The 24,910-nt window shown below is 35.9% G+C and carries 22 protein-coding genes and 1 tRNA gene; 7 read left to right on the top strand and 16 right to left on the bottom strand.

The window, feature by feature from the left end:
- Positions 1 to 193: 193 nt before the first annotated feature.
- Entirely contained in the window at positions 194 to 928 is a 735-nt protein-coding gene (locus VJJ26_03010) for a hypothetical protein (GenBank protein ID HLC07132.1), read from the top strand.
- Between the two features lie 3 nt (positions 929 to 931).
- On the opposite strand, the gene VJJ26_03005 is transcribed toward VJJ26_03010, so the two are convergent.
- A complete protein-coding gene (locus VJJ26_03005; protein HLC07131.1) occupies positions 932 to 1,417 on the bottom strand; it encodes a metal-dependent hydrolase in 486 nt (161 codons plus the stop codon).
- Positions 1,418 to 1,958: 541 nt separating this feature from the next.
- Between VJJ26_03005 and VJJ26_03000 the strand changes: the two genes are divergently transcribed.
- The 3 genes from VJJ26_03000 to VJJ26_02990 all read left to right on the top strand — a co-directional run bounded on the left by VJJ26_03000 (position 1,959) and on the right by VJJ26_02990 (position 4,792).
- The gene (locus tag VJJ26_03000; protein HLC07130.1) at positions 1,959 to 2,699 is read left to right on the top strand and encodes a hypothetical protein; all 741 of its coding nucleotides are present in this window, start codon (positions 1,959 to 1,961) and stop codon (positions 2,697 to 2,699) included.
- Positions 2,700 to 3,083: 384 nt separating this feature from the next.
- Positions 3,084 to 3,947, top strand: coding sequence for a hypothetical protein (locus VJJ26_02995; GenBank protein HLC07129.1), 864 nt, complete (start codon positions 3,084 to 3,086; stop codon positions 3,945 to 3,947).
- Between the two features lie 95 nt (positions 3,948 to 4,042).
- Positions 4,043 to 4,792 carry an ATP-binding cassette domain-containing protein gene (locus VJJ26_02990; GenBank protein ID HLC07128.1) on the top strand — a complete coding sequence of 250 codons (750 nt, stop codon included), beginning with the start codon at positions 4,043 to 4,045 and terminating at the stop codon, positions 4,790 to 4,792.
- A 664-nt stretch (positions 4,793 to 5,456) separates the two neighbouring features.
- Here the strand turns inward: VJJ26_02990 and VJJ26_02985 are convergent.
- The 6 genes from VJJ26_02985 to VJJ26_02960 form a co-directional block, all read right to left on the bottom strand.
- Positions 5,457 to 6,830, bottom strand: coding sequence for a hypothetical protein (locus VJJ26_02985; GenBank protein ID HLC07127.1), 1,374 nt, complete (start codon positions 6,828 to 6,830; stop codon positions 5,457 to 5,459).
- Between the two features lie 103 nt (positions 6,831 to 6,933).
- On the bottom strand, positions 6,934 to 8,706 hold the full coding sequence (locus VJJ26_02980) for an ABC transporter ATP-binding protein (protein ID HLC07126.1): 1,773 nt from the start codon (positions 8,704 to 8,706) through the stop codon (positions 6,934 to 6,936).
- Between the two features lie 155 nt (positions 8,707 to 8,861).
- A complete protein-coding gene (locus tag VJJ26_02975; GenBank protein ID HLC07125.1) occupies positions 8,862 to 10,211 on the bottom strand; it encodes a SpoIID/LytB domain-containing protein in 1,350 nt (449 codons plus the stop codon).
- Positions 10,212 to 10,371: 160 nt separating this feature from the next.
- On the bottom strand, positions 10,372 to 10,881 hold the full coding sequence (locus tag VJJ26_02970) for a ribonuclease HI family protein (protein ID HLC07124.1): 510 nt from the start codon (positions 10,879 to 10,881) through the stop codon (positions 10,372 to 10,374).
- Between the two features lie 91 nt (positions 10,882 to 10,972).
- Entirely contained in the window at positions 10,973 to 11,692 is a 720-nt protein-coding gene (locus tag VJJ26_02965; GenBank protein HLC07123.1) for a hypothetical protein, read from the bottom strand.
- Between the two features lie 145 nt (positions 11,693 to 11,837).
- Positions 11,838 to 11,914, bottom strand: a tRNA-Ile gene (locus tag VJJ26_02960).
- Positions 11,915 to 12,185: 271 nt separating this feature from the next.
- Here VJJ26_02960 and VJJ26_02955 point away from each other — a divergent pair.
- Together VJJ26_02955 and VJJ26_02950 are read left to right on the top strand one after the other, a co-directional pair.
- The gene (locus VJJ26_02955) at positions 12,186 to 12,560 is read left to right on the top strand and encodes an HI0074 family nucleotidyltransferase substrate-binding subunit (protein ID HLC07122.1); all 375 of its coding nucleotides are present in this window, start codon (positions 12,186 to 12,188) and stop codon (positions 12,558 to 12,560) included.
- A 1-nt stretch (position 12,561) separates the two neighbouring features.
- Positions 12,562 to 12,843: a nucleotidyltransferase domain-containing protein gene (locus VJJ26_02950; protein ID HLC07121.1), complete on the top strand. Its 282-nt coding sequence runs from the start codon at positions 12,562 to 12,564 to the stop codon at positions 12,841 to 12,843.
- 21 nt (positions 12,844 to 12,864) lie between these two features.
- Here VJJ26_02950 and VJJ26_02945 read toward each other — a convergent pair whose 3' ends face one another.
- The 8 genes from VJJ26_02945 to VJJ26_02910 all read right to left on the bottom strand — a co-directional run bounded on the left by VJJ26_02945 (position 12,865) and on the right by VJJ26_02910 (position 21,583).
- Positions 12,865 to 13,872, bottom strand: a complete 1,008-nt coding sequence (locus VJJ26_02945) for a type I glyceraldehyde-3-phosphate dehydrogenase (GenBank protein ID HLC07120.1) — start codon at positions 13,870 to 13,872, stop codon at positions 12,865 to 12,867.
- Between the two features lie 45 nt (positions 13,873 to 13,917).
- Entirely contained in the window at positions 13,918 to 14,301 is a 384-nt protein-coding gene (locus VJJ26_02940; GenBank protein HLC07119.1) for a hypothetical protein, read from the bottom strand.
- Positions 14,302 to 14,314: 13 nt separating this feature from the next.
- A complete protein-coding gene (locus VJJ26_02935) occupies positions 14,315 to 16,339 on the bottom strand; it encodes an EndoU domain-containing protein (GenBank protein HLC07118.1) in 2,025 nt (674 codons plus the stop codon).
- A 2-nt stretch (positions 16,340 to 16,341) separates the two neighbouring features.
- The gene (locus VJJ26_02930; GenBank protein HLC07117.1) at positions 16,342 to 16,716 is read right to left on the bottom strand and encodes a hypothetical protein; all 375 of its coding nucleotides are present in this window, start codon (positions 16,714 to 16,716) and stop codon (positions 16,342 to 16,344) included.
- Between the two features lies 1 nt (position 16,717).
- The gene (locus VJJ26_02925; protein ID HLC07116.1) at positions 16,718 to 17,059 is read right to left on the bottom strand and encodes an EndoU domain-containing protein; all 342 of its coding nucleotides are present in this window, start codon (positions 17,057 to 17,059) and stop codon (positions 16,718 to 16,720) included.
- A 234-nt stretch (positions 17,060 to 17,293) separates the two neighbouring features.
- Positions 17,294 to 18,121, bottom strand: coding sequence for a deoxyribonuclease IV (locus VJJ26_02920; protein HLC07115.1), 828 nt, complete (start codon positions 18,119 to 18,121; stop codon positions 17,294 to 17,296).
- Positions 18,122 to 18,175: 54 nt separating this feature from the next.
- Complete coding sequence (locus VJJ26_02915; protein ID HLC07114.1) at positions 18,176 to 20,125, bottom strand: hypothetical protein; 1,950 nt, start codon at positions 20,123 to 20,125, stop codon at positions 18,176 to 18,178.
- Between the two features lie 27 nt (positions 20,126 to 20,152).
- Positions 20,153 to 21,583 carry a phosphomannomutase/phosphoglucomutase gene (locus VJJ26_02910; GenBank protein HLC07113.1) on the bottom strand — a complete coding sequence of 477 codons (1,431 nt, stop codon included), beginning with the start codon at positions 21,581 to 21,583 and terminating at the stop codon, positions 20,153 to 20,155.
- A 265-nt stretch (positions 21,584 to 21,848) separates the two neighbouring features.
- Here VJJ26_02910 and VJJ26_02905 point away from each other — a divergent pair, with 265 nt between their 5' ends.
- A complete protein-coding gene (locus tag VJJ26_02905) occupies positions 21,849 to 24,560 on the top strand; it encodes an SMC family ATPase (GenBank protein HLC07112.1) in 2,712 nt (903 codons plus the stop codon).
- Between the two features lie 23 nt (positions 24,561 to 24,583).
- Here VJJ26_02905 and VJJ26_02900 read toward each other — a convergent pair whose 3' ends face one another.
- Positions 24,584 to 24,859, bottom strand: coding sequence for a hypothetical protein (locus VJJ26_02900; protein HLC07111.1), 276 nt, complete (start codon positions 24,857 to 24,859; stop codon positions 24,584 to 24,586).
- Positions 24,860 to 24,910: the final 51 nt, after the last annotated feature.

Genomic DNA, 24,910 nt, shown 5'->3' with positions numbered 1-24,910 from the left:
CAAATATTGTCGTCATATATTTTCCTATTTCGCCGTCAAGCTAATAGAAAAATATATACGACAATTTTTTTTATGGAATCCGAGGGCCAAGCCTTGATAGTCACACTAGTAAAACTAGTGGTTTACCTGTCTTTAATTACATAAAACAATTGCTATTATTGCTGCATTCAGTCAATCTTTTTTTTGTACAGGCATGGATAATCAAAAAGAATCTTCTTTGCATGAAATTTTAGATTATTGCTCCAACAAAATGTATCCTTACCAATTTCGAGAGCCCCTTTTAAAATTGTCTGAGCCTAATCTTAAGGCAATACAAAAAATAGCACCAAAAAAATCATTATCCCAGGTTCAAGAAACAACAACAGCAAGCATGAATCATATCAGTTTAGGAAAGGAACTCTTGTTGAAACAAGAGGAAATGAAGTCTCTCAAAGCATCTTTAGATCAACAATTGTCTGATCTAAAAAATCAAACTTCTGCAAAACAAAAGGAAATTAAACAAAAGAAAGATGTCGTAGAAAAATTAACAAAACAAATTACCACTCAAACTCAACAAAATCAAAGCAAGGAACGCTCAGCAAGAGACCATTGGTTTGCAGTGAAGCGTCTCATGCGAAAATATAACGTTACCACTCGACACGAGCTCGTCCCAATATTCAAAGAATCATGTGATAATATTTTTCAGAAAATTATGCTCAATGATAAAGAGAATGGACCCTATTTTGACTCTACTGTCCATGTACTCATTGTTCCAATAAATAATAAAGATTGGTCCTGCCTATTCTCTCCTTGCACAGGTAACCTTGCTACCATAAATGAATCTTACTCTACTCTAATAACCGATTATTCTTCCTGCCTATGTAATCTTGCTCTATGTAGTATGGGTAGCATGGATTGCAAATCTTATAAAGTTAACAAAACAAAATAATAGTTACCGACTTTTTTTTCTACTCAGTAATCGTCGAAACATCTGACTCGTTCCAAAATCTAGCCAGATATGGGAAAGTGCGCCAGCTATAAAAAACATGGCATCAAAAAAAAGTTGTCGCGATACATGTGGTACCATAATGCTCGCACAAAACCATACCAAAAGTGGCATTGCAGTGACAAACAATGGATTGTGAAAAATTCCGCGATGCCGCACAAGCATTGGTGACATAATAATAAAACTACAGCACGTCAATGTATGAAACTGTTCTTTTGCTACCAACACAATAAAAAACAGAAAAATAACATAATAAAAATATTTCTGTCCCTTACTTTTAATATCAATATCAGGAAACAATGCTCCGGCCAGGGTAAACAAAAGCCATTCTCCTGCGGTAAGCATTGATGGCTTTAGTGCACCCAATAATCCAAAAAAAATCATTCCATAGACTACCAATCCGCCAACTAGATGCCCTTTATAGTTTGGCATACCATTTCCTTGCTTACAAAAAAATCAACTTTTATAGTGCTCATTATGGCTTAAAGTTGCTTCTAATGCCATAGCACATGGTCAAAACAAGTCAAAACACCCTTGTAGCAACACTGTCCCTTTTTTATTTAGAGCTTATCCCTAAACTAAAATCTTATTAAAATAATTTATTCTCGCTCCGCTCGCCCTGAGTGTTTTTGTCTTCAAAAATGTATCGAAGGGTAATTCTAAGAATGATTAATCTTGAAAACCTCAACGATAAGAAGAATATAAAACATAGAAGGTTTTTATTAAACTACACCCTTTATCCCCAGCTTCGTTATTCTACGCCGGGGTCCCCGTGTGAAATGAAATGGAACATGGGGTTGAAAAACACTCAGGGCGAGCGGAGAGGGGTAGTCTGCATTGCTGGTTAAGACATTTTTTTGAGTTTAGGGATAGGCTCTTATCCAAAACAGCAACAACCATGACATTTGTTATATGTTTTATTTTCTGTTATAATTATAAAAAATAAAATACCCTTACTTTCATAAAGGAACACATGAAAAATTATAAAAAAATGTTACTTATCTCCGTACTAATGCAGCCATTTGCATGCATTGCTATGGATGAGCAAAAACAGATAGAAGCATTTGTTCAAAAACAGCAATCAAGAAACCAAGAATCTCCCATAACCTTTTTTTGGCCAATAGATGACGAAATTAAAGATTTTTTTCCACAAAACCGATTACCATTATCCAAAGCAAGCTTTGAAGCAATCCAAAACAAATTTAGCAGCAAAATCAATATCGCAGTTCAACAACAAAAAGTTCCTATTGTAAAACTACTAGGTAATGAGCCTATGCAACAAAATAATGATCGTGCTTTAAAAGTAGACCATACACAACAAATGCCCAAAGTGGATGGTAAAAAGAAGAGAAACACTATTGCACAGCAACCAGTCAAAAAAAGCACATTGCGCACGGTACAGCCAATATGTTGCAGTAATGGTATTCTTATACAAGATCGCGGAACACAAGAAAGAGAATTTGACATTGATCAATTGATAACAAATGGAAAAAACTTATATCAAAAATTTTTGGAAAACAAAGCAAAAAATAGGATAAACGGGCCTTATTGGCACCGGTCTTCAAGTCTGGTATTCATTCCAATTAATCATAAGAGTAGTTATGTTTATAACCCCGTAAATGATTCTGTTGCTGTGCTTGATGCACCATTTACTTTTCCGAATGACAACGATATAGAAACTGTCTGGGCAATTTTTCATTCTAATAATCGGTAGCTTTCTTGCGCTTTGAAAGAGTTGTGTTAGAATTGAATTGTTAGCAAGTGAGTACCAATAAAGAACTTATTATGAAATTACATAATCATACAAATCATCATCACGTTCCTTCAAAGGAATCGTTGCGTTCGTACTCTTTAATTGTTAACAATGCCTATCTATTCTTTAGCTTTGCCTTTACTTATCGCCTTTTTACAACTCTGGGGAATAGCTAAATTATACGTACATAGAAATACCAAGCAAAACCCCAGTCATCACAACCTGGGGTTTTTTTAATGCGTACTGTGTAAGGAAAAATAATGAATTATAAAAATATCATACTTTCAACACTCATTTCTGATACAATCATGCTTATAAACTAAAAATGAATAAGGAAAATAAAACATGGTCTCTGAATGGTTGATTATACAAGGAATTATCGAACGCGGACTTATTTTTTCCATACCTGTTATGTCTATTTATCTTACAACACGCATCATTCGCTTCGATGACCTTTCTGTTGAAGGAAGCTTTGGTCTTGGTGGTGCACTCATGGCATTATTATTAACAAAAAATATTTCTTGGATAGTTGCATTTCCCCTTGTCATAATAGCAGGCGCACTTGCAGGACTTGCAACAGGATTACTGCACACCAAATTAAAATTGAACAACCTGATTAGTGGTATTGTTGTAACAACCGCGCTATTTTCCATCAACCTTAAAATTGCTGGATCGAATATGATTTTGGGTAACAAGACAACATTCTTTGACATCATTGATATGAATAATATGAAAATTGTTTTGTTGTTACCTCTCATTTGTGGATTGCTACTTATTGTTAAATGGTTTTTAAATACAGAATGCGGATATTTATTTAATGCAGTGGGCGACAATCCACAAATGCTTACAAATTTAGGAAAAAATGCGCATACATACACAATTGCAGCACTCATGATGGCCAATGGACTTACTGCATTCGCAGGAGCTCTTTTTGTGCAATATGTTGGTTATTTTTCAATTTGGTCAAGCGTTGGTATTTTAATTATTGCACTTGCAGGTCTTATTCTTTCTGAAACACTTGGACATGCATTTAGTTTTAATCTTTTAATTGGCGCTATATTGTATCAAGCAATTATTGCAGCAACGTTTGAATTTAATGTTGATCCAGAGTGGAATAAATTAATTACTGCTCTACTTATTATTCTTATGATTACATTAAAAAGACACTTTAACCCCAACTTCGCTTCTCTCCGTCGGGGACCCCAATGAAGAAATTGAGACTCAAGACAAAAACACAAAAGAATTTGAGAAGATCCACCAAGTCAGTTTAACAATTTTCGTTATTATGCCGAAGGCAAATAATCATGATAAAATTTGAAAATGTTTCAGTAACAATCGATAACAAACATATTCTTAAAAATATCTCTTGCACCATTAACACGGGTGATTTTATTGTTATTGTTGGCCCTAACGGTGCAGGAAAAAGTACTTTTTTTGACATGATTAGTGGCAAACGCATAGCAACAAGCGGAAAAATTTTTCTTGATGGAACTGATATCACACATCTTGATGAACAACATCGCGCTACACTTATCAGCAGATTGTTCCAAAACCCACAACTCAATGGTGTTGCATCCATGACCGTTGCACAAAATTTGGCACTCAGTAATTACAAAGGCAAAACAGTTAGTTTAATCAATGGCATGAACAGATTCCCAAGCCATTTGACAGCAGAACTTGATAAACTCAACTTGGGATCATCAAAAATATTAAACACACCAATGAAAGATCTTTCAGGTGGCCAACGACAATTGCTTGCGTTTCTTATGGCAACAATATTACCACCACGACTCTTTATGCTTGATGAACCAACTGCAGCACTCGATCCACAATCAGCAACAAAGTTGTTACAATTTGCTATCAAATTTATTAATGAACACAAAATGACAACTCTGCTCATTACACACGATCCGGAACTAGCACTTGTTATTGGCAAAAAAATATGGGTTTTAGAAAATGGTGAAATTACAAAACGATTTGATACACAGGATACGGTAAATCTTTCCGCAAGTGATCTGATTGGACATATTGATTACAAAAAATTGATGGAATAAAAAAGTAGCGTCGGCATACTCACCAACGCTAGGTTCTGTGAACGAAATTTTATCTGATCCAAATTAAAGCTCCTACAAAATGTAAAAATGAGAGATAAGAAAGAGCAGATTTATCAAAGCGAGAAAAAATTCTACGAAAATGCTTAATTTTACCAAAAAAACATTCTATTACATGTCGCTCTTGATAAAGATATTCATCGTAAGGTAAGGGTTCTTTTGTATTGGTCGAGGAGGTATGCAAGGCCTTTTTGAAAATTGATCGATAAAGTGTTTAGCGTAATAAGCTGTATCTGCAAGTATTGTTGTATCAAATGAATTATTTGCTAAATATGTTGCTTGAGTTATATCATGTCGTTGTCCTGCTGTGAGTGAAAATTTTAGGGGATTACCAAGGGCATCAACCAAAGCATGTATTTTTGTTGTAAAACCACCCTTGCTTCTTCCAAGACTTTCTTGTGCTTGAGAGTTTTTTCCATAGCCTGCTGAGCAAGCATGGGCTCTTACTATTTATGAATTCCTTTGATTGTAAGCAAAAAGTTTAATATTTTTGTAAAATCTGTATCTTTTATTAGGTAATGCATTATTGCTTCCTTTTTATAGCTTTGTCGGCTTTTTAAGGAAGCATATCTTTTTTTAAACCATTTTTAAATTTCGTTCACAGAACCTAGTCCAAATATGATGGCTCTTTCGGCTCATTAATTATAATTTTTTCAGACAAATCACTTTTATCTATTTTTTCGAGCTGTTTACGAGCTAATTCTTTGAGGTTTTGAACTTTAGCAGCTAATGCATCGTCATTTTCTTCTTTTTCTTGACCAGATCGTGGCTCATCAATAGCCCGATATTGCGGAGCATCAACAAGTCTTCCTCCAGTAGCTCCCGCTTTTTCAGAAATTTCTCTACCAACTTCAGATACTACTTCTCTTTGTTCTTCTGCTGAACGTCGTGGTCGCTCTTGTAGTTGTTTTCTTGCTTCAGCTGAGGATTCAGCTGATCTAGACCAAATTCCTTGAGCTTCCTCTATTCTTGTTCTGTACTCTTCTTGTGTCTCTGTTGGCAACTTTGCCAGTTCTTTACTAATCAAATCTGCCCCTTTTTCAGCAAGTGATTTTTCGCCCTGTTGTAATGCACTTTCAATTTCCATACTTCCACCAAATGGTTGCTCTTCAGGAGCTCGAAGTTGTTCAGTTTTAGTTAACTTTTCCAATGCTTGCTCTGCAAGTGACCGTTCATCCTCTGCTGGCACTTGCGTACTTAAATCTTGTGTACCTAAGTATTGCTTAGCAAGCGTTCCACCTACAACCGCACCAGCTAAACCAACAGCACCCCAGAATAACTTTCTATTGGTACTCATTGCATCACCAGTAATAAGTTGTTGCTGATATATTTCATTTTCAAGTTCTTGCTTGATTTGATTCCATTCATTCCTCCTCAATAGCTCGAATGCCTGAATAGCTCGAATGCCTACCTCCTCAGAGGCTGCCTGCATTCTTATTGCATACTCTTTCCCGATCTGTTCCAAAGCTTTACTTAGTTCAGCAATAATTGCACGCGCTATACCTTTTTCTTGTTCTGTATAACCATACCCAGCCCTAAACGGCGCTAACGCTCGTGCACCAATGCTTTGAGCACCGGAAATAAATTGACTCATATAACTTGCTTGAGCTTCAGCCGCTTCAACTTCTTCTACTGATTGCTTTACTAGCTCTGCCAATCGCATTTCTGCTTGTTCAATCTTATAGCTCTGCTCACCAATTATTTTTGCAGCTTCTACAGCGCTTATTTCATCGTTTACCAATTGTTCACGAGCTTTATTGATAGCCAATGTTGCTGCTGTTTTAATTGTTTCGGTATCAATAATCGCTTGCTCTACTTTTTCACGTTCAGTATTTATTACGCTATCAGCGTTATCAGATGTTGTTGCAGTTGACCGCACAATAGGCATAGCTTGTCCTACTGTTCCAGCAAAAGTATCTGTTTGAAAGGTAAGTGCAGCAATCAATGCCACACTCAGCAATGCTATATTCATAATTTTCATACATATTCTCCACTTTTAACTCTTGAATACTATGTCATTTACTATGATTATAGCAATTGGATTTTCTATTTGTAAATAGATTAAAAAAATAGATTATATAAATCTAAAGCTTTTCACCAGTTTGGACTCGCCACAATTTGGCATAAACTCCGTCTAGCTGTAGCAAATCATCATGTTTGCCATTTTCTACGACTACCCCTTTATGGAGCACAAATATGTTATCGGCATGACGTACAGTGGATAAACGATGGGCTATAACAAAAATAGTATGTTCTTTTGCTATTTTTTCTAAAGAACGCTGAATGGATGATTCTGTTTCATTATCAACAGATGCGGTTGCTTCATCAAAAATAAGGATTGGTGGCTTATTTACAATAGCTCGTGCAATGGAAATACGCTGCCGCTGGCCACCGGAAAGCTTTTGTCCTCTTTCCCCAACAATAGTATCGTATCCATGAGGCAAACTCATAATAAAATCATGTATTTCTGCCATCCGTGCAGCATATTCTATTTGCTCGTCAGTTACATGGGGCGCACCATAGGCAATATTTTCCTTGACCGTACCTTTAAAAAGAAATACATCCTGACTGACAAGGCCAAAAGCCTGACGTAACAATCGTAACTTAAGATCTTTGGTATAAACCCCATCAAGCATAATTGATCCTTGCACAGGATCATAAAATCTCAATAATAGCTTAATGAGCGTTGTTTTACCGCTTCCGGTAGAGCCAACAACACCAACAGTCTGACCAGGTTCAACTGAAATGGAAAGATTATCAAAAATCTGAACGCCACTTGGATACGCAAAAGAGATATCCTTAAACTCTATCTTACCTTTTACTTCTTTGATTGGATCGGCAACAACTCCATCTTTTATACCAATCGGGGTATCAAGAACAGCAAAAACACGGTTGGCTGAAGCCATAGACCGTTTGTACACATCCATCGATTTTGCAAGATAAATAAATGGCCACAATAACCGCTGTGTCATCGATACCAAAATACTATAACCACCAATTGCCAAAGTACCTTGCAATGTATACCAACCACCAAGAACTATCGTAATGACAAACCCAAATGCAATCGCCATTCGAACAATCGGAATAAATGCACAACTTACCGCAATAGAATGTGCATGCGCATCTCTATAAGCACCGCTATCTTTTCGCAATCGATCTAATTCATATTCTTCTGTTGTATAACTTTTAATGATAGAAATACCAATAAGATTATTACCAAGACGCGCCCCAAGTGTCCCTGCACTTTCACGTACATTGGTATATAGCTGCCCTAAACGACCTTGAAATGTACTCGCAACAAAAAAAATGATAGGAACAGGAAAAAATGCAAAAAAAGCTACAACGGGCGACAAATAAAAAAAGATAAATCCTACCAATAAAACACTGACTACAAAATAAATAAAATCAGCAATACCTTTATCAAAAAAATGTTCCAACTGATTTACATCTTCATTCAGAACTGTCAGTAATTCACCAGTGCTTTTATCTTCGAAATATGCCATTTCTAATTGTTGCATATGTCCATATGCGTCAATGCGTAATTCGTGCTGTATTGTTTGTGCAAGATTACGCCATGATGTATCACTTAAATATTCAAATAATGCCTGGCAACACCATATAATGAATGTTAATCCAGCCAAAATATATAATTGTGACAAAACATCAACGACTCCCCAATGCGCCAAAAAAGAAGTTTGTTTATTTACCAAAACATCGATGGTAATACCAATCAGCACTTCGGGAAAAACATCAAAAATATTCTGCAACACAGCACACACAGTAGCGACTGCTATTTTTATACGATAAGGTCTCATATAGAAAAAAAGACGCTGAAAAGAAGAAAAACTTGTATTCATAATTTTTTAACCAAGCTTTCGCTCCGCTCAACCCTGGTACCCGGTCGAAACAATCGTTCAGGTTGAGTTAAGGTAAATGCAAAGAATATACTTCTATTTCTAATGTCATCATTACTGAAAGCTTTCAGTATATAACAAGAAACATACAAAATTTACTATATTAAGTGCATAAAATAAGCACCTGGATAATAAAACCGCAAGATAGATTTATAATCCCACCCGTCACGTACCATTTGACGCGCACCCCACTGACACAATCCAATATGATGACCAAAACCACGACCGGTAAATATTATTTTACCGGACTTTTTGCATACATCAAAGTGAAAACTTTTAACTTCTTTAAGTAGTGAATACAGTTTTTTACCAGGAATAATAGTTGTATGTTTTGGCCCCCTCAATCTTACTTCAGTTACCAATCCCGCTTTATCTTTTTTTATGACATGAATATCCGACAATCGCAGAATATCCTGTTGATATTGCTTTAACAATGCATCAAAGACTGTTTGCTCATATGAGACTTGCCATGAATATAATGAAGATTGCTTACAATACGTACATGCATACGTGCGTGCTAAATAGGGAACCTTATTAAAATCAAAATTATCAATATGTGCAGGAATAATTCCTCCACAACAACAATCAAACATTGCCAAAATCGGCTTACCTTCAAAACCAAGCACCACACCTCTTGTCTGTTCAACTGCAGCTTTTAACAATGGCAATTCGTGCTTACCACGATATGTTTGATGCTCATTAGTATTTTTCACGTGATATGGCCTACCACTACGTTTTGCTTCCAACGCTTTAAACATAACGTAACTTCGGCATGCTATTGCAAATACCTTGTTTACTTCCAGTGGCCATCCTGGCCAACTTTCAGTGCGCAGTACCGCAGTAATGTAATCTTCTAAATCAAGCTGATTTATGCACAAAAATTTGTCTTTGTGCACCATAACGTAAAATTCACCATCATACGTAGTACCGTTACATTCTCCATGACCACATACTGGTCGTAATCGCAGTGTACTTTTAACTCGTTTACCATTATAAAACAAAACGCCCCGCTTTGTTTTTATAACAAGCGCGGGCACTTTTATTGTTTTTTTTGTATCTTCACCTAACTGCACCATAAAACCTTGAGGAGAGGCAAATCGCCATTCTGTTGGCATTTGATTATCAACCTGCGAAAGTAATACTCGCACCATCTTTGATCGTTTTTTACGTGCATTGGCAAATACACTTTCTAACACATTACTTGTTACATTAATTTCTTCGAGTGCTTTTTTAAAAGAAGATACGCTCGGAAATACATGGTGCATCCTATCACATACAACTGCATGCTTGAAACTTGTTCTTGATCGTATAACAGTGCGTTTTTTTGGCGATACTAAAAAGTTTTTTTCAGTATTATTTGGAGCCATTACCCATGGCCAACGAGAAGCATGCAAAAATTCAGATGAAAATAGAATAAAAATCAACACGAAAATGGTCTTGGCGCTCATTCTGAACCTGTTGAAGAATAAAGCGCTCTGATCCTTCAACCAGCCTTCGTCAAGACTTCGACCGGCGCAGTCCGCCATAGCTTTAGCGACGGCGGGCAAATTCAGGATGAGCGCGGATGGGATAAAAAGAAATAGGATAAAAAATTGGATGACTTCAGCCTTAGAGAACAATGTCATGGTGCTTTAATAACGCAATATAATGTTTAGGAGGAAGTTTTTTACAATCAACACCATGATTAGCCATTGCATCAGCTTCGCTATTTTCATCGCGCAACACATGCGCAATAGTTGCACCCAATTTTTGCATTTTTTCTTTACACGCTGCATACAACTGTTGCAAATGTGGTTGTCTTACTTTATAAACACCCTTCAACTGACGAACAAGCAATTGCGAATCTGAAACAATACGAACACTATCATCACGCTTTACATGCTCTGCTACAATAAAAAGACCCAATAATAAAGCCAAATACTCAGCCTGATTATTGGTTTTTATACCCAGATAATAACCTTCTTTGATTACCAACACATCATCTTTTTCAATATAGATACCAGCACCAGAAGGTCCGGGGTTGTTACGAGATGCCCCATCTACAAAAAGCGTCCACACTACTGTTTTGTTTGTTTCTGAATGTGATACATTATTAAACAAATCAAGCTGTTTTACCAACGTAAACCTTTATTTTTTTGAGTCCATGCTTTAATTTCATTTCATAACTCTTAACAGGGGTCCCCATACGAAATGAAAAGTAGTATGGAGATCAAGTATGCTTTTCCATAATTTCTGGCGCATACAAAAGGCGATAACATTTCTGACACTGCACAAGAGCACCATGTCGCGCTCTCACCATATCTTGGCTAGTAATCATCTGAGAGCACACTCCGCAACTTTGGTGAAAAATTTCAACAACCGGATCCGCTACACGCGCACGCATCATTGTATACTTTTCTAACCACTCTGCAGGAACATTCGCTTCCATGTCTACGCGTTGCGCTATTAAAGTAGCACACTCATTATCCAATGCAGCATATTTTTCTCCCAATTCCTTCATGCGTTCATGAAGTGCCTGCAATTGCTGTGTATGTTCATTCGTTTTTTTCTGCTCACTCAGTTGCGAATTTTCTAACTGATTCCATGCATCCAAGACATTTTTTTCTTGCTCAACTTGCATGCGCTGAATACTGTCAATTTCTGTCTTTATCGCTTGATAGTCTTTATAATCAGCAAGATTTTCGAGATGTTTTTTCTTGTCTTTTTCTCTTTGATCCAAAACCTTCATCTCTAACTCTTGCTCATCAACTCTTTTTTTTAACTGAAATACGCGCTTATGTAAATCTTCAAGATCACGCGCATAGTCATTTTCCTGCTTTCTGAGAGCAGCGATTTCATTCTCAACGGTTATTTTTTCATTTTCTAGAGATTGGAGCTTTTGATCAAAGGTGACGAGATTAATAAATCGTAGAAATGGATGATCACTCATGTATTTTGACCCCATGTTTTTAACACAATTTTCACTTCGTTTCAATTAGGTACCCGGCCGAAACGATAGTGGAGGTTGGATTAGACACGGGGACCCTTCTTTTTATGAACCATGGATTGGGTCAATTTTGTAACTTATGTTATATTGGTGGGCCCACCAGGATTTGAACCTGGGACCTTCCGGTTATGAGCCGGCTGCTCTGACCAACTGAGCTATAGGCCCTTATTCCCCATATTCCGTTTCTCTCCACATGGGGACCCCCCACAGAAAAAAGAAACTTTGGATTGGGTTATATTTTGTCTTAATAATATAATTATCAAACAAGAAGCACGTAGTAAATACGTAGCAGCACTATTAGAATAGAATAAATAACAACGATTGTGAAGTGCAATATGCATAATTACCCATATCATTGTGATCTTTTTATCTTGGTGTAATACTATAGTTAGCCTGTAGAGTAACCTATGTAACAAAGATATAAAAGGAATCGAAAATGATAATTGATACCATTAACATAGAACCCCTTCTAAAAGCGTTTAAAAAGTTTGAACTTTTTCGACAAAATCTTGATACCGAACAAGAACAAGCTGGTGCAATTCAAGCTTTCGAATATTGTTTTGAATTATCGTGGAAGATGATGAAACGATTACTAGAAGTACGGGGTAAAATAGGAAACTCTCCTCGAGAAGTATTTCGAATGGCTGCTCTTGAAGGATTTATCAAAAACCCGGAAATATGGTTTGATTTTATAAAAAAACGGAATTTAACAGTTCATACTTATGAAGAAAAAGAGGCTCAAGAAGTCATCAATGTGTTACCTAATTTTTCGCAAGAAATAAACAGTTTTTTAAAAAACATAGGCGCATAATATGCTTTTTATAGAACCACGTCATTGGCAAATCGTACAAAAAATTTTGTCAAAATATCCATACTCATTCTATGCTTTTGGATCTCGAGCACGGGGTAATCCTAAACCCTTATCGGATCTTGATCTTTGTTTTTTCGACCATATTCCATCAAACGTTCTTTCTCGTCTTGATGAAGACTTCGAAGAATCAGATTTGCCTTACAAGGTTGACATTGTTGACTGGAATAAATGTTCTGATACATTTCGCGCAATTATCAAAAAAGATTTAGTTCTCATCGAATAATAAGAGGCATCCTTCATTTGCTCATTTTTCACTCACATACAACAAAAAATCTTTCATGCGCTGCGAGTAGCCCCATTCATTATCGTACCAACCAAAAACTTGTCCCATTGAACCGTTTACGTTAGTCAAAAGACCGTCAATAATCACGGAGTTATCATTACCGCTAAAATCAGATGAAACGAGTGGTTCCATTGTTAAAGCGAGAATATTTTTCATACCAGCTTTTGATACCTGAATAAATGCTTGATGAATATCATCAATTGATAGATTTTTTTTCGCTTCAAACACAAAATCAATCAATGATACTTTACCAACAGGAACACGCATAGAAATAACGGAAATCTTACCTTCCAAATGTGGCAATATTTTGCTCACCATTTGAGATGCACCTGATGTTGCAGGAATAATATTAAGTGCAGCAGCACGAGAAAATCGCAAATCTTTTGCATCAACATCCAACAGTACTTGTGAATTGGTATATGCATGCGTTGTAGTCATAAATCCACGTACAACACCAAATACATCATCAAGAGCTTTGAGCGTTGTCATAAACGCGTTTGTTGTACAACTACCCAATGATACTATCTTGTGTTTTTGCGCATCAAATACCTGTTCATTAACGCCAGGAATAATTGCAACATCTTCATCATGTGCTGGTGCAGAAATCAGAACTCGATGCGCTCCAGCAATAATGTGTTTTTGTGCTCCATCACGATGCGTAAATTTGCCGGTACAATCAACAACCCAATCAATATTCAATGCCTTCCAGGGTAATTTTTCTGGATCAAGCTCTGCGACAATTTTTATACGGTGACCATCTATTATTAATTCATCATTTTTTATGGAAACATCGCCGGGATAGGTGCCCATTAATGTATCGTATTTAAACATATGAGCAGTAAACTCTGGCTGTGAATTACCAATATTGATGGCAACAATCTGCAACTGTTGATGCTTTTTGTGCTCTTGCAACACACAACGCAAAAAAGTACGTCCAATTCTTCCAAACCCACTAATTGCAATACGCATTACTAGCCCCCCTTTTTTTAATTACTATAACCGATACGGTATGTATTAATCTTTAGTTTCGAAAATAAATTGATCATTTTCATGCTTAATAATTACTTCTTTAGGTTTTAATTGAATAACTTTTTCTTCCCAATCGTTCAGTATTTGCAAAAATTGAGCATAAGTAAGCTTAAGCTGAGTAGGCTCTTCTTCTTCAGAATACATGTCTCTAATCAATATGAATCCATCTTCTTTCTCTAATATAGTGCAGTTATTGGAAGCACTATCTGATAATTCATCAAAAAACCATTTCTTAAAAAAAGAAATATCGTTTCTTACTTCGCTGAATAAGAATTGACCGAGAATACTCATTTCTATATTGGATGCAGATTTATAAGAGTAATAATCCTTATTGTTATGAGATAATGTTATATATTTAACTAATTCCACGAAGTCTCCCAGGTTATTTAATTATAGGATAAGCAGTATTCATTATCCCTTTTTGAGTGATATGCATTTCTATCGCAATGCCTTCTTGAGTGAATCCAATGATTTTATATTTACCATCGGGCGACAGCTCTGGCTTTATTGCACTTTTTATAAAATTGTCATATACCTCTAAAATATTATCGATTACTTTTTGACGAGGCCAATCACTAGGAAAAAATGTTTTTCTACCAAAATATTTATCACCTATGTGTAAATTTGCTTCATAATACCCAAATCTATCCTTAGTTTTATCTACCAATTTGATCGCCTTGCTTTTTTCCATAATAGATCCCAAATCATGATGAAAACCTGAAACATCAAATTTTTGAATTTTTACCTTGGGCCCTATGTCTATTCCTAAAATATGCTCAAAACAAATCTTTAAATCTTTACCTTCAATTTTACGAACATTCTTTGCATACTCACTTTTTATTAAACCAATATCTTTGTTCAGCTGCGGAGTTATTTTTGCATATGCTGTTTCTAAAATTAAGCGACTTGGATTCATCACCCTGACATGATTTATTGACAACTGACCTTTTTCAGGATTAGACATGCTTTCATAATTTTTTTGGATATTACAAGGAATATCATGAATTATTCCCTCTGGAGTAGTAACAAATTGTTTTGGATTACTCAGGGGATTATTTTTGATAAACGTAAGAGTACTGCGATGAGCTGTCCTACAGAATTTGTTTAATCCATTAAGCAATTTGCCTTGTGCCATCAAACCCGTAGCAAAAGCAGAACCGCCTTTTATACAATCACGCACCGTTATATTTTTATTTTCAATCTCAGAAATGAGTTGAGTTAATGGTTGAATGTAATTATCCCATTTATTCTTACCTTTATCAGGATTAATCAACGTTGTTATTCCAATTTCTGCAACGTTATAGACGATTTTGCATAACTGGTAAATAAGAACTGGTTTGCCAACAATTGCAATTGCTGTAGTCATAACAGGATGATCAACAAAATCCTGTGCTGTTGCATATAAACCAAGAGCAACCCCCTCGGCCACTGCTTGCCCGCAATCAAGCAAAGTCCAACAAAAATCTGCTATCGAGACCGCATTATCGATAAAACCTTGCTCGTTGTAATCACGTATTGCAGCTACACAATCAACCAATCCACTTTGATAAGAATAAAGAATTAAGAGTGGAGACAAGATGCTCAGATATTGCAAAATATCTATTGATTCTTGATGAATAACATGCTGCAACTGATTGCCAATGCATTCTATAAATCCAGCTGGATAATAGTTGTTTTTGAGTAACAATTGTGAAACATTACTATCAATATGATAGGGCTGGGTAGAAAAATGTTCCTTTCCTCTTTGTAATTCAGCAATTGCTTGAAAACGTTTTTTAATGGCCTGAGAAAGACAAGGAAAATCTTGACTATATAACTGTTGCAACTCTCTATATTCATTACATTGATTTGGAGACAAAATAGGTTTTAATAAAATTGGATTTTTTGAGCTAATTTCATGATAAAGTTGATTAATGCGCTTTTGCAACCCTGCACGATATTTTCCGCTCCATAAAATATCAACTAGTTTTTTTGTTCTACTAGTGCTTTCAAATTGTTTGTGTAAAGCCTTTATGGTAACAGCATATCCTGGATATGTTTTTGCCAACTTTACAAAATCCTCAGAAAAATAAAGATGCCGTTGATTAAGTATTTCTTTTTCAGAGCAACCACTTTTTTCAAAATACAATCGTAATTGCTGATTACTATACTGACCCAATGGCTCAAAAAAACCAAAATTAAGGTTACTACGATGCTTGTACGATTGGCGGGAATAGAATTTGCGATCTTCATTGCTATCGTTTGTATACTCATACAAAGTTATGCTTTGACGTAAACTATTATCGGGCAAAGTCGTTTCAAAATATGCATTCGTATCAACAGCAAACGCTAATAAAAAAAGCACTCCCAATATCTTAAAAGTTAACACTTCTAAATAATAGAGAGCCATCTTTTTTATGCTATCCATGATTAACCATTTTTAGTTTCGAAAACAAATTGATCATTTTCACGCTTGATAATTACTTCTTTTGGCCACAACTTGACCACTTTTTCTTCCCAATCATTCAGTATCTGCAAAAATTGATTATACGTAAGCTTAATTTGCGTTGGCACTTCTTCTTCTGAATAAAGATCTTTTATCAATATAAAACCATTGTCTTTTTCTAATGCTGTAGCATTGCTACAAGTACAAAGATCATTATCATCAGTAAGCCATTCTTTAAACGATGAAACTTTTTCTGCTGCATCATCTGTTAGAAAAATCCCCAAGTTACACATTTCTACACTTGAACAAGCGTCATAGGAAAGAAAATTTCCCATAAGAATTAACTTAACAAATTCCAATTCACACTCCTTTATATACAACAGGATAGGCCATTTTTAATTCGGCATTTTTGGTTATATACATTATTATTTCCACTCCATCATTAGTAACAGATTTAATTCTATGTTTACCATCAGGCATACTTCTTATTGTTCCTTTTTCCTGATAATTATCATATGCTTCTAAAATTTTATCGATTACTTCTTGTCGAGACCACTCAGCAGGAAAAAATGCTTTTCCTATAATTTTTTTGTACCCTCTATAGATATCTTTGCTATCATATTCAATGGTGTCATCTTTTTTACCTAAAAGACTCATAATCGTATTAAAAGTACGCTGTATCAAATTTTTGAAAGCTCCCATTGGATAACCGCCCTTTTCTAGAATATATTGCAACTATTTTTAAAAATTTTTTCGAAGACACAAACGCTTTTCGCATATCTTCCTTTTCATAGACTCTCATAAAGTTAAACACGTTGATTGCTCGCCTACAATACAGTAGAAAAGAAAAATAGAAGCGATGAAAACGATTGCATTGGGTACCATAATAGAGATCTCTATTATTTTTACAACAACGAAAAAAAGTGACGTGATATGTTACCACTGTCTCACTTTTTCTAGCACTGCTAATTCTTGCTCAACGGGTAAATCAGGTAGCTCTAATAAGAAAGGTATATGTTGTAACAGTGGATGCATAACAAAATTTTTAAGCGCAACTTCACCAATAACCCCTTGGCCAACAATACTATGCCGATCGATACGAGATCCCAGCTTCTCTACCGTATCATTCAAATGTATAAGTTTAATACGTTCAATACCGATAGTTGTCTGTAACAAATTAATAAATTTTTCTTGTTCACTCATTGTTGCAATATCATAACCAAATGAATATGCATGCGCAGTATCAATACAAAAATTAATACGTTCTGGTTTATTAATTTTTTCAAGTAACAGTTTAAAATCAAAAATATCACTGCCTACAGCCAAATTCCCATGACACGTATTTTCTAACAAAACAGCAATATCTTGTTCACGATTAAAAAGATTATTAAGTGCTACAGCAAGCGCATCAATTCCCTGTATTTTATCAAGCGCTCCTTTTGCAGTGCCCGCATGCAACACAAAATGTGTAAATTCAAGCCGCTTTGCAAAAGTAATTTCGCGACGTAATTGCGTAAACCCATTATTGCCTAGGCTTGATAAATTAACCCAATACGATACGTGACAGAATAAATCATTAAATCGTGCACGCCTTATTCTTAAAAATTCATACACATCTTCTCTGATTACCGGAATCAATTTTCCTGATTCTTGTGGTACAAGAAAACATTGAAAAAAAGGCAGATCCAAAGAATCTGCCCTTTGTAATAATTCTCTCAATGACGAACGCATCCGAATATGTACACCAATTCTATTTTTTGTCATTGAATACTCATCTGCAGCCACTCACGCCAAATATTCATGGCCGGATGTTCTTTTTTAAAGCTTTTTCCACCAATCTTGTATCTTTTTTACAGTATCATCATACTGATCTTCTACTCTTTTCAGAACATCCTTACCAATCTCTATCAACTCTTTATTATTATTGATTACCGTTGGAACAGGCAAGCTTCTTTGTATAATATCGCGAGAAGTTCTTGATAATGATTGCAAAACTTTATAATCTGGTTCCTCTTCATATAATTCTACCGTATCTTTACTTTGATGAACCTTGGCAAGCCTATACAGCGCCGCTAATTGATGAATTGAACTATTCAATCCCAAATCTTCCAAATTTTTACAATCATTTGGGTTAAATAGCGGTATTTTTCCCCAAACATTTTTACCTAGATTAAGAATTAATTGGCAACTATCGAAAGTAAATCCTATTCCTTGCGCTGATGTTGGCCAAGTACCTAATTTTTCATAATTGAGAGCGCTATATAAACCAACCATCAAACAATTATTCTGATGTGGATATACAATAGCAACAAAGAATGCATCTGGACTGTATAATATCTTTATCTGTGTCGAGTTTTTAGCTGTGATCACACATTTATCTAACTGTTCTTCTAAAGAAAATAATTGAGCATCAATCTCATTCGTAAATATAACCTTTCCAGCATATGTAACACTAGCCCATTCTTTTCCATGTGGAGCACAGACAGTCTTTACAAAAAGATCTTTTTCTTCGGCCCTTAAATTTCCTATCTGATATATATCGGACAAATTGGCTGTATTCCACAAAGTCTGCGTACTCACACCATCTTCCTCTGAGATAATCAACAACCTATCACCTTCATCATTATAGATTCCTGTTGTGAACGCCCCATCTTGTTCAAATTTTTTAACACAATCATTGTTGGTAATATCCCACAGGCTCAAACCACCTCGATTATTATCTTGATCCCAACAATTAAGTACAAGTGCTGTAGATTTTTTATTAAAAAAAGCGTACAAACAAGAAGCAGAAGTTGGCATCGATAAACTGAAAACAGCTAATGAATTATCTTCTTTTCTCATTATTTTCGATAACAATACCATTTTGTTTGACTGTGTACACAGATATTCTCCTGAAGGGCTAAATCGACTATATTCGATATCATCTTCGTGCTCTATTAAGATTGGTGTGTCCCTATTTGTATCACGATTTACCAATCTTAACAAACGTTGATTATTTCTTTCTTCATCTGTACTCTTTGGAGTTGCTGCTGTGACGCGGTATTCATAACAACTATCAACGCCTTTGATTAAATATGTTACAAATTCTTTATCATTATTATTAATCAAAAGAGTATTATAAGGACCATCATATGAACCCCATTTAAGACACTCCGGAACAAGTTGTATATGACCTTCATCAGTCAATCTATACCTCAACGTATCGTAGCAGATATCAGGAAAAAAATATGGAAGATTGTCTTGCACTACCGTATTCCGACAATAAAGAAACCAAGATAACCGTTCCATATGAGGAGCTATCTTTGAACTAACAATATTTTTATCAAAGTAAACACCACATAGTTGAGCAGTAAGACAAGAACTGTTCAATTTTTTTTGGCATTCTTGATCAACCATGGCATACTTTCCGGCCACAGTAAGTAACAATCTTCGATCTTCTAATGATAATGATTGAAAATAGTTCTTGAATGGTACTCCTGGTTCGCACTCACAAGCCTTACTATACAAATCTATCTCTTGTGAATTAATGTTGCTATACAATAAAGACATGTTTTTAACTTCATCACCACACCTTTTTTGTCGACGTAAATAGTCTTTATGAAGAGCCGCCGATTGAAAAATTTTCCACTTTTCTATGGAAAAATCTTTTCCGTCAGATAAATGAAGCACTACATGATGTTGTCGACTAAAGTCAATTTTTTTATCCATGCATTGATTTTGCGAGATAACAGATATAATGAGTAATCCCATGATGTGTGAAAAGCGCATGCATAATCCTTCTTGTTGTATGACCATTTATTTTTTGTCATTGTTTTCATAATTCATCTGCAATTGTTCACGCAAATATCCATCACTAAAATACTGTGATAACACCGAAATAAAATCTTCTTTTACACGCTGCAAATCTTGTTCTGTGTTTGCTTCAAACCGTATTGAAAGCACCGGTTGAGTGTTAGAGGCACGTATAATTCCCCATCCATAATCTGTTGTTACCCGCACACCATCGATGGCCAATATTTTTACATTTTTTTTCTGGTAAAATAAACCTTTCATTTCTTGTACCATTGCATACTTGTTACCCTCATCGCAAGGAAGACGAAATTCTGGTGAGGTAACTTTTTTAGGAAACACCGTTAACAACTGTGATAAAGTTTTTTTTGACTGTATTAATAACTCAAACAATCTAAACATCGCATATACTCCATCATCATACCCAAAATGACGATCTTTAAAAAAGAAGTGGCAACTGGTTTCTCCTCCAAGCAGTGCGTGATGTATATGCATATTTTCTTCTATAATCGAATGTCCAACGGGCGTTACAACAGTTTTTGCCCCCCAACTTTCGAGTAATTCAGTGAGTCCAGCGGAGCACACAACATTATACACAACAACCATAGCGGGATATTGTGTAACCATTGGTTGCGCAAAAAGAGCAATCAACTTATCTCCTGGGACAAGTTCGCCATCTTTTGTCATAGCTCCCATTCGATCTGCATCACCGTCAAACCCAACACCAACAACCGCATCTGTTGTCTCCAATGCTTGTTTTACATCTTGCATGTTTTTTGCAGAAACAGGATCTGCTCCATGATTTGGGAAAGTGCCATCAACTTCTGCGCATAATAGTTGAATATTTTTCCATCCCATTGTTGTAATAATTTCTGGTATTACAACACCTGCTGCACCATTGCCACAGTCAATAACTGCTGCAAGATCAGCGTTTTTCAGATGAGCAAATTTTTCTGCATGCCATGCAATATAAGCATCTTTTACTGACTGCTCAGTATATGTACCATGCGCTTGCGGAATGCAATGTTGTTTTTCAAAGTACAATTTTCCAATTTCTCGTATTTGCTTGCCCCACAACGACTGCGTACCAAGACATATTTTTAGTCCATTATATTCTTTAGGATTGTGCGATGCCGTAATCATGATTCCTGCGTCAACTGGCACAGTGTACGTTGCAAAATACATCATGGGAGATGTGCATACTCCCATAAAAATAACATTGAGACCGCTTTCAGTAAGTGCACGGCATAAATTGTTTTTTATCGCCGGTGAATGCGTTCTTCCATCCATTCCCACAATTACTGTTTTTACCGCACTATTTAACTGCACCAAATAAAATGCTATTGCACGACCAAGGTCATACACATCTTCAATAATTAATTCATCACCAACAAGACCGCGAATATCATATTCTCGAAAAATTGTTTCTTTCATCATCCCTAAATCCTCTTGTGTTCGTATGGTTCGACAAGCTCACCACGAACGGGAACCAAGGTTCCTCACTCCGTTCGTCCTGAGCCTGTCGAAGGAAACGAACAATATTATATCATTGTTTATTCTACTATACTGTTTGATCAAGATTCTGACAAATGTATAACCTTCCGCTCGTCCTGAGTGTTTTTGCTCTTTGCAAAAATATATCGAAGGATAAAACAAATCATGCTAAACTTAAACGCACATCACAAAAATAAGGCGATACGGTATGATTCCACAAAAACTGCAAATAAAAAATTTCCTAAGCTACGGTCCAACGCTACAAACAATTGATTTTACCAATTACTCCCTTATCTGCCTTTCCGGTAAAAATGGTCATGGAAAATCAGCACTGTTAGATGCAATGACATGGGCGCTATGGGGTCAAGCACGCAAAGTATCTGGTGCAACAAAAGCTGATCAAGGGTTACTCAGATTGGGTCAAACACAGATGCTTGTTGTATTTGATTTTGTTTTTGGTGGAAAAACATACAGAGTCCGACGTGAATACATGGAAACATACGGTAAGCCAGTTAACACGCTTGAATTTGGCATGATTGATAGTGATACTGATACATTTATTCCTCTCACTGATAAAACAATTCGTACTACACAAGAAAAAATAGAACAAACATTACGTCTTGATTTTGATTCATTTTCTAACTCCGCATTTTTACGCCAAGGCAGCTCAAATGAATTTTCAAAAAAATCACCCAAAGACCGTAAACAAATTTTAGCAACAATACTTGGCCTTGATCAGTACGAAGTAATCCGCAAGCTTGCTCTCGAAAAAACAAAAGATGCACAAACAAAAAAAACAGTCTTAACTACGCTCCAAGAAAAAAGAACACAGGAGCTTACTGCACAAGCAGCGCTTGATGCGGAACTTGAACATCTTACTGAGCAGATGCGTTCCATAGAAAAAACAGAAAAACAGTTACATGCCGATCAGCGTGCGCATCTGGATGAACGAACTATCTATGATGAACAACAAAAACAGCATCATAATCTTTCATTTCAGCTACAACAACTCAACGAACAGATTACAACACAAAAAAAGCAACTGCGTGAACTACTGTTTCAATGGCGTACAGTAAACAAAAAAAAGCAATCTTTACACAGCATTCACCAACTTGAACAAGAAAAAAGTAAGACAATCGCTACCATTGTAGAACATCAAAAACTTTTTCAAGAAAACCTTGAACATAGACAAGCTTTATTAAACGTAACTCAGCATATTACCACCGTTGAACAACAGTACAAAGACAAACACACTAAAAAAAATCATGCCCTACAGCTTGAATTAGAACGCCTACGTGCTGAACATAAAAATCATCAACAATTGATTATGAGCACCGAAGAACACATCAAACAACACCACAAAGAAGAAGCTCTTGTTATTGCACACATTGCAACACATCAGCAAGAATTGTCAAAAATAACACAAGAACCTGATGCTATTGCACACGAAGAAGCACACTTAGAGAAACGCAAAGCTGCATACCAACAATTTGTTTCTCTTGGCAATTGGATAAATAGCGAGCTGAACAGCTTATCCAATAAAAAAAAATTAGTGCACGAAGATGATCCAAGTTGCCCATTGTGTGAACAAAACCTATCAGCTTCACGCAGGAGATTTTTAAAACTTAATTTTGAAAAACAAGAATCTTTTTTGGCACACCGCTTGCGTCGATTAAAGCGCATTATTCCAACACTCAAAGAAGTTCTTATTAATCAACACACACACATTACAAAAAATAAAGAAATTGTGCAGCACGCAGCTGTCTTGACATCAAAAATTACAGAATTAACTGCAACTCACATAAAAATAGCACAACAGATTACTGCACATACAGCTATATGCGAACAACAAAACAAAGATCTTGCTGAACAGGCAAAAATAATTGCTATCAAACAACAAGAAGCAGCTGATCGGAATGATCAAACAATACACATACATGATCAAGAGTATCGTACACTCATTGAACGTCAGCAGTTGCTTATAAAGCAATTGTCTAGCCATGTGTATCGCGAACATGATTATAAAAAAGATCAAGAACAACTCAAATTGATTGAATCTCAACTTGCTGATTACGAAATACTCCAAAAAGATGTTGCACAACAAGAAAACCGTAAAAATGATGTTCACAAACTCTGCACATCTCTCAAACAATGTAATGCAGAATTACAGAACACTGAAAAAAAACGCAGTGCACTTGGTGATCTTGACGCTCAACTACAGCTGTTGCAAAACAAAGAAAAAGATCTTGAAAATCAGCACACCGCACTTAAAAACAGCAAAGAGTTACTATCCCACGCACAAGGGAGCATTGAAAATCAGCAAAAACATCTGACCAAAATAAAAAATGAATTTGAGAAAGAACAGACTACTATTGCACTGTTGGAATCAATTATTGATGATTACCAAACTATTGCAACAGCAACGGGCAAGGATGGAATTCAAGCATTGCTTATTGAAGAAGCAATTCCAGAAATTGAGCAAGAAGCAAACTATTTATTGTCACGACTCACCAATAATCAGGCACAAATTTTTATTGAATCATTACGCGATTTAAAAAAAGGCGGCACCAAAGAAACATTAGATATTAAAATTTCCGATCAAGCTGGCATCAGACCATATGAACTTTTCTCTGGCGGTGAAGCCTTCCGCATTGATTTTGCACTACGCATAGCAATTTCAAAATTACTTGCGCGCCGCGCCGGAACTGCATTACAAATACTTATTATCGATGAAGGTTTTGGCTCACAAGATGAAGAAGGATTGGGACATATTATGGATGCACTACACAAAATACAAGACGATTTTTCAAAAATTATTATCGTCTCACATTTGCCAAGCATGAAAGATCAATTCCCTGTACAATTTTTTGTTGAAAAAGGTGTACAGGGAAGCACTGTCAGTATTATTGAACAGGGATAGCTCACATTGAACAAGGATAAAACCTAGTTTCTTGCTGCTCTTTCCGCTGCTTCAGTTGCGCTCGCATAATAGTCGTGGTTGCTGATAAGGTCTCGCTCTTCTTCTTTTTGAGTAAAGCGAGCATCATTTACACGACCAACTCGTTTTCTTTCTTCTTCTGCTTGAGTCAGCGCAGCTTCATTTACAAAACCACGACGCGCTTTTGCTTCTTCTGTCGCCGTTGATCCATACCCTATTGCACTATCAAAATATTGTACCAGACAGAATATGATCGTTATAATAATCAATTTCTTTTTCATTATTTTACTCAATTTGAAACACAATACAAAACATTGCTACAACAATAATTA

This window comes from Candidatus Babeliales bacterium (genome assembly GCA_035288105.1).
Lineage (GTDB): Bacteria > Babelota > Babeliae > Babelales > Vermiphilaceae > SOIL31.
This window is presented reverse-complemented; position numbering and strand designations above follow the sequence as displayed.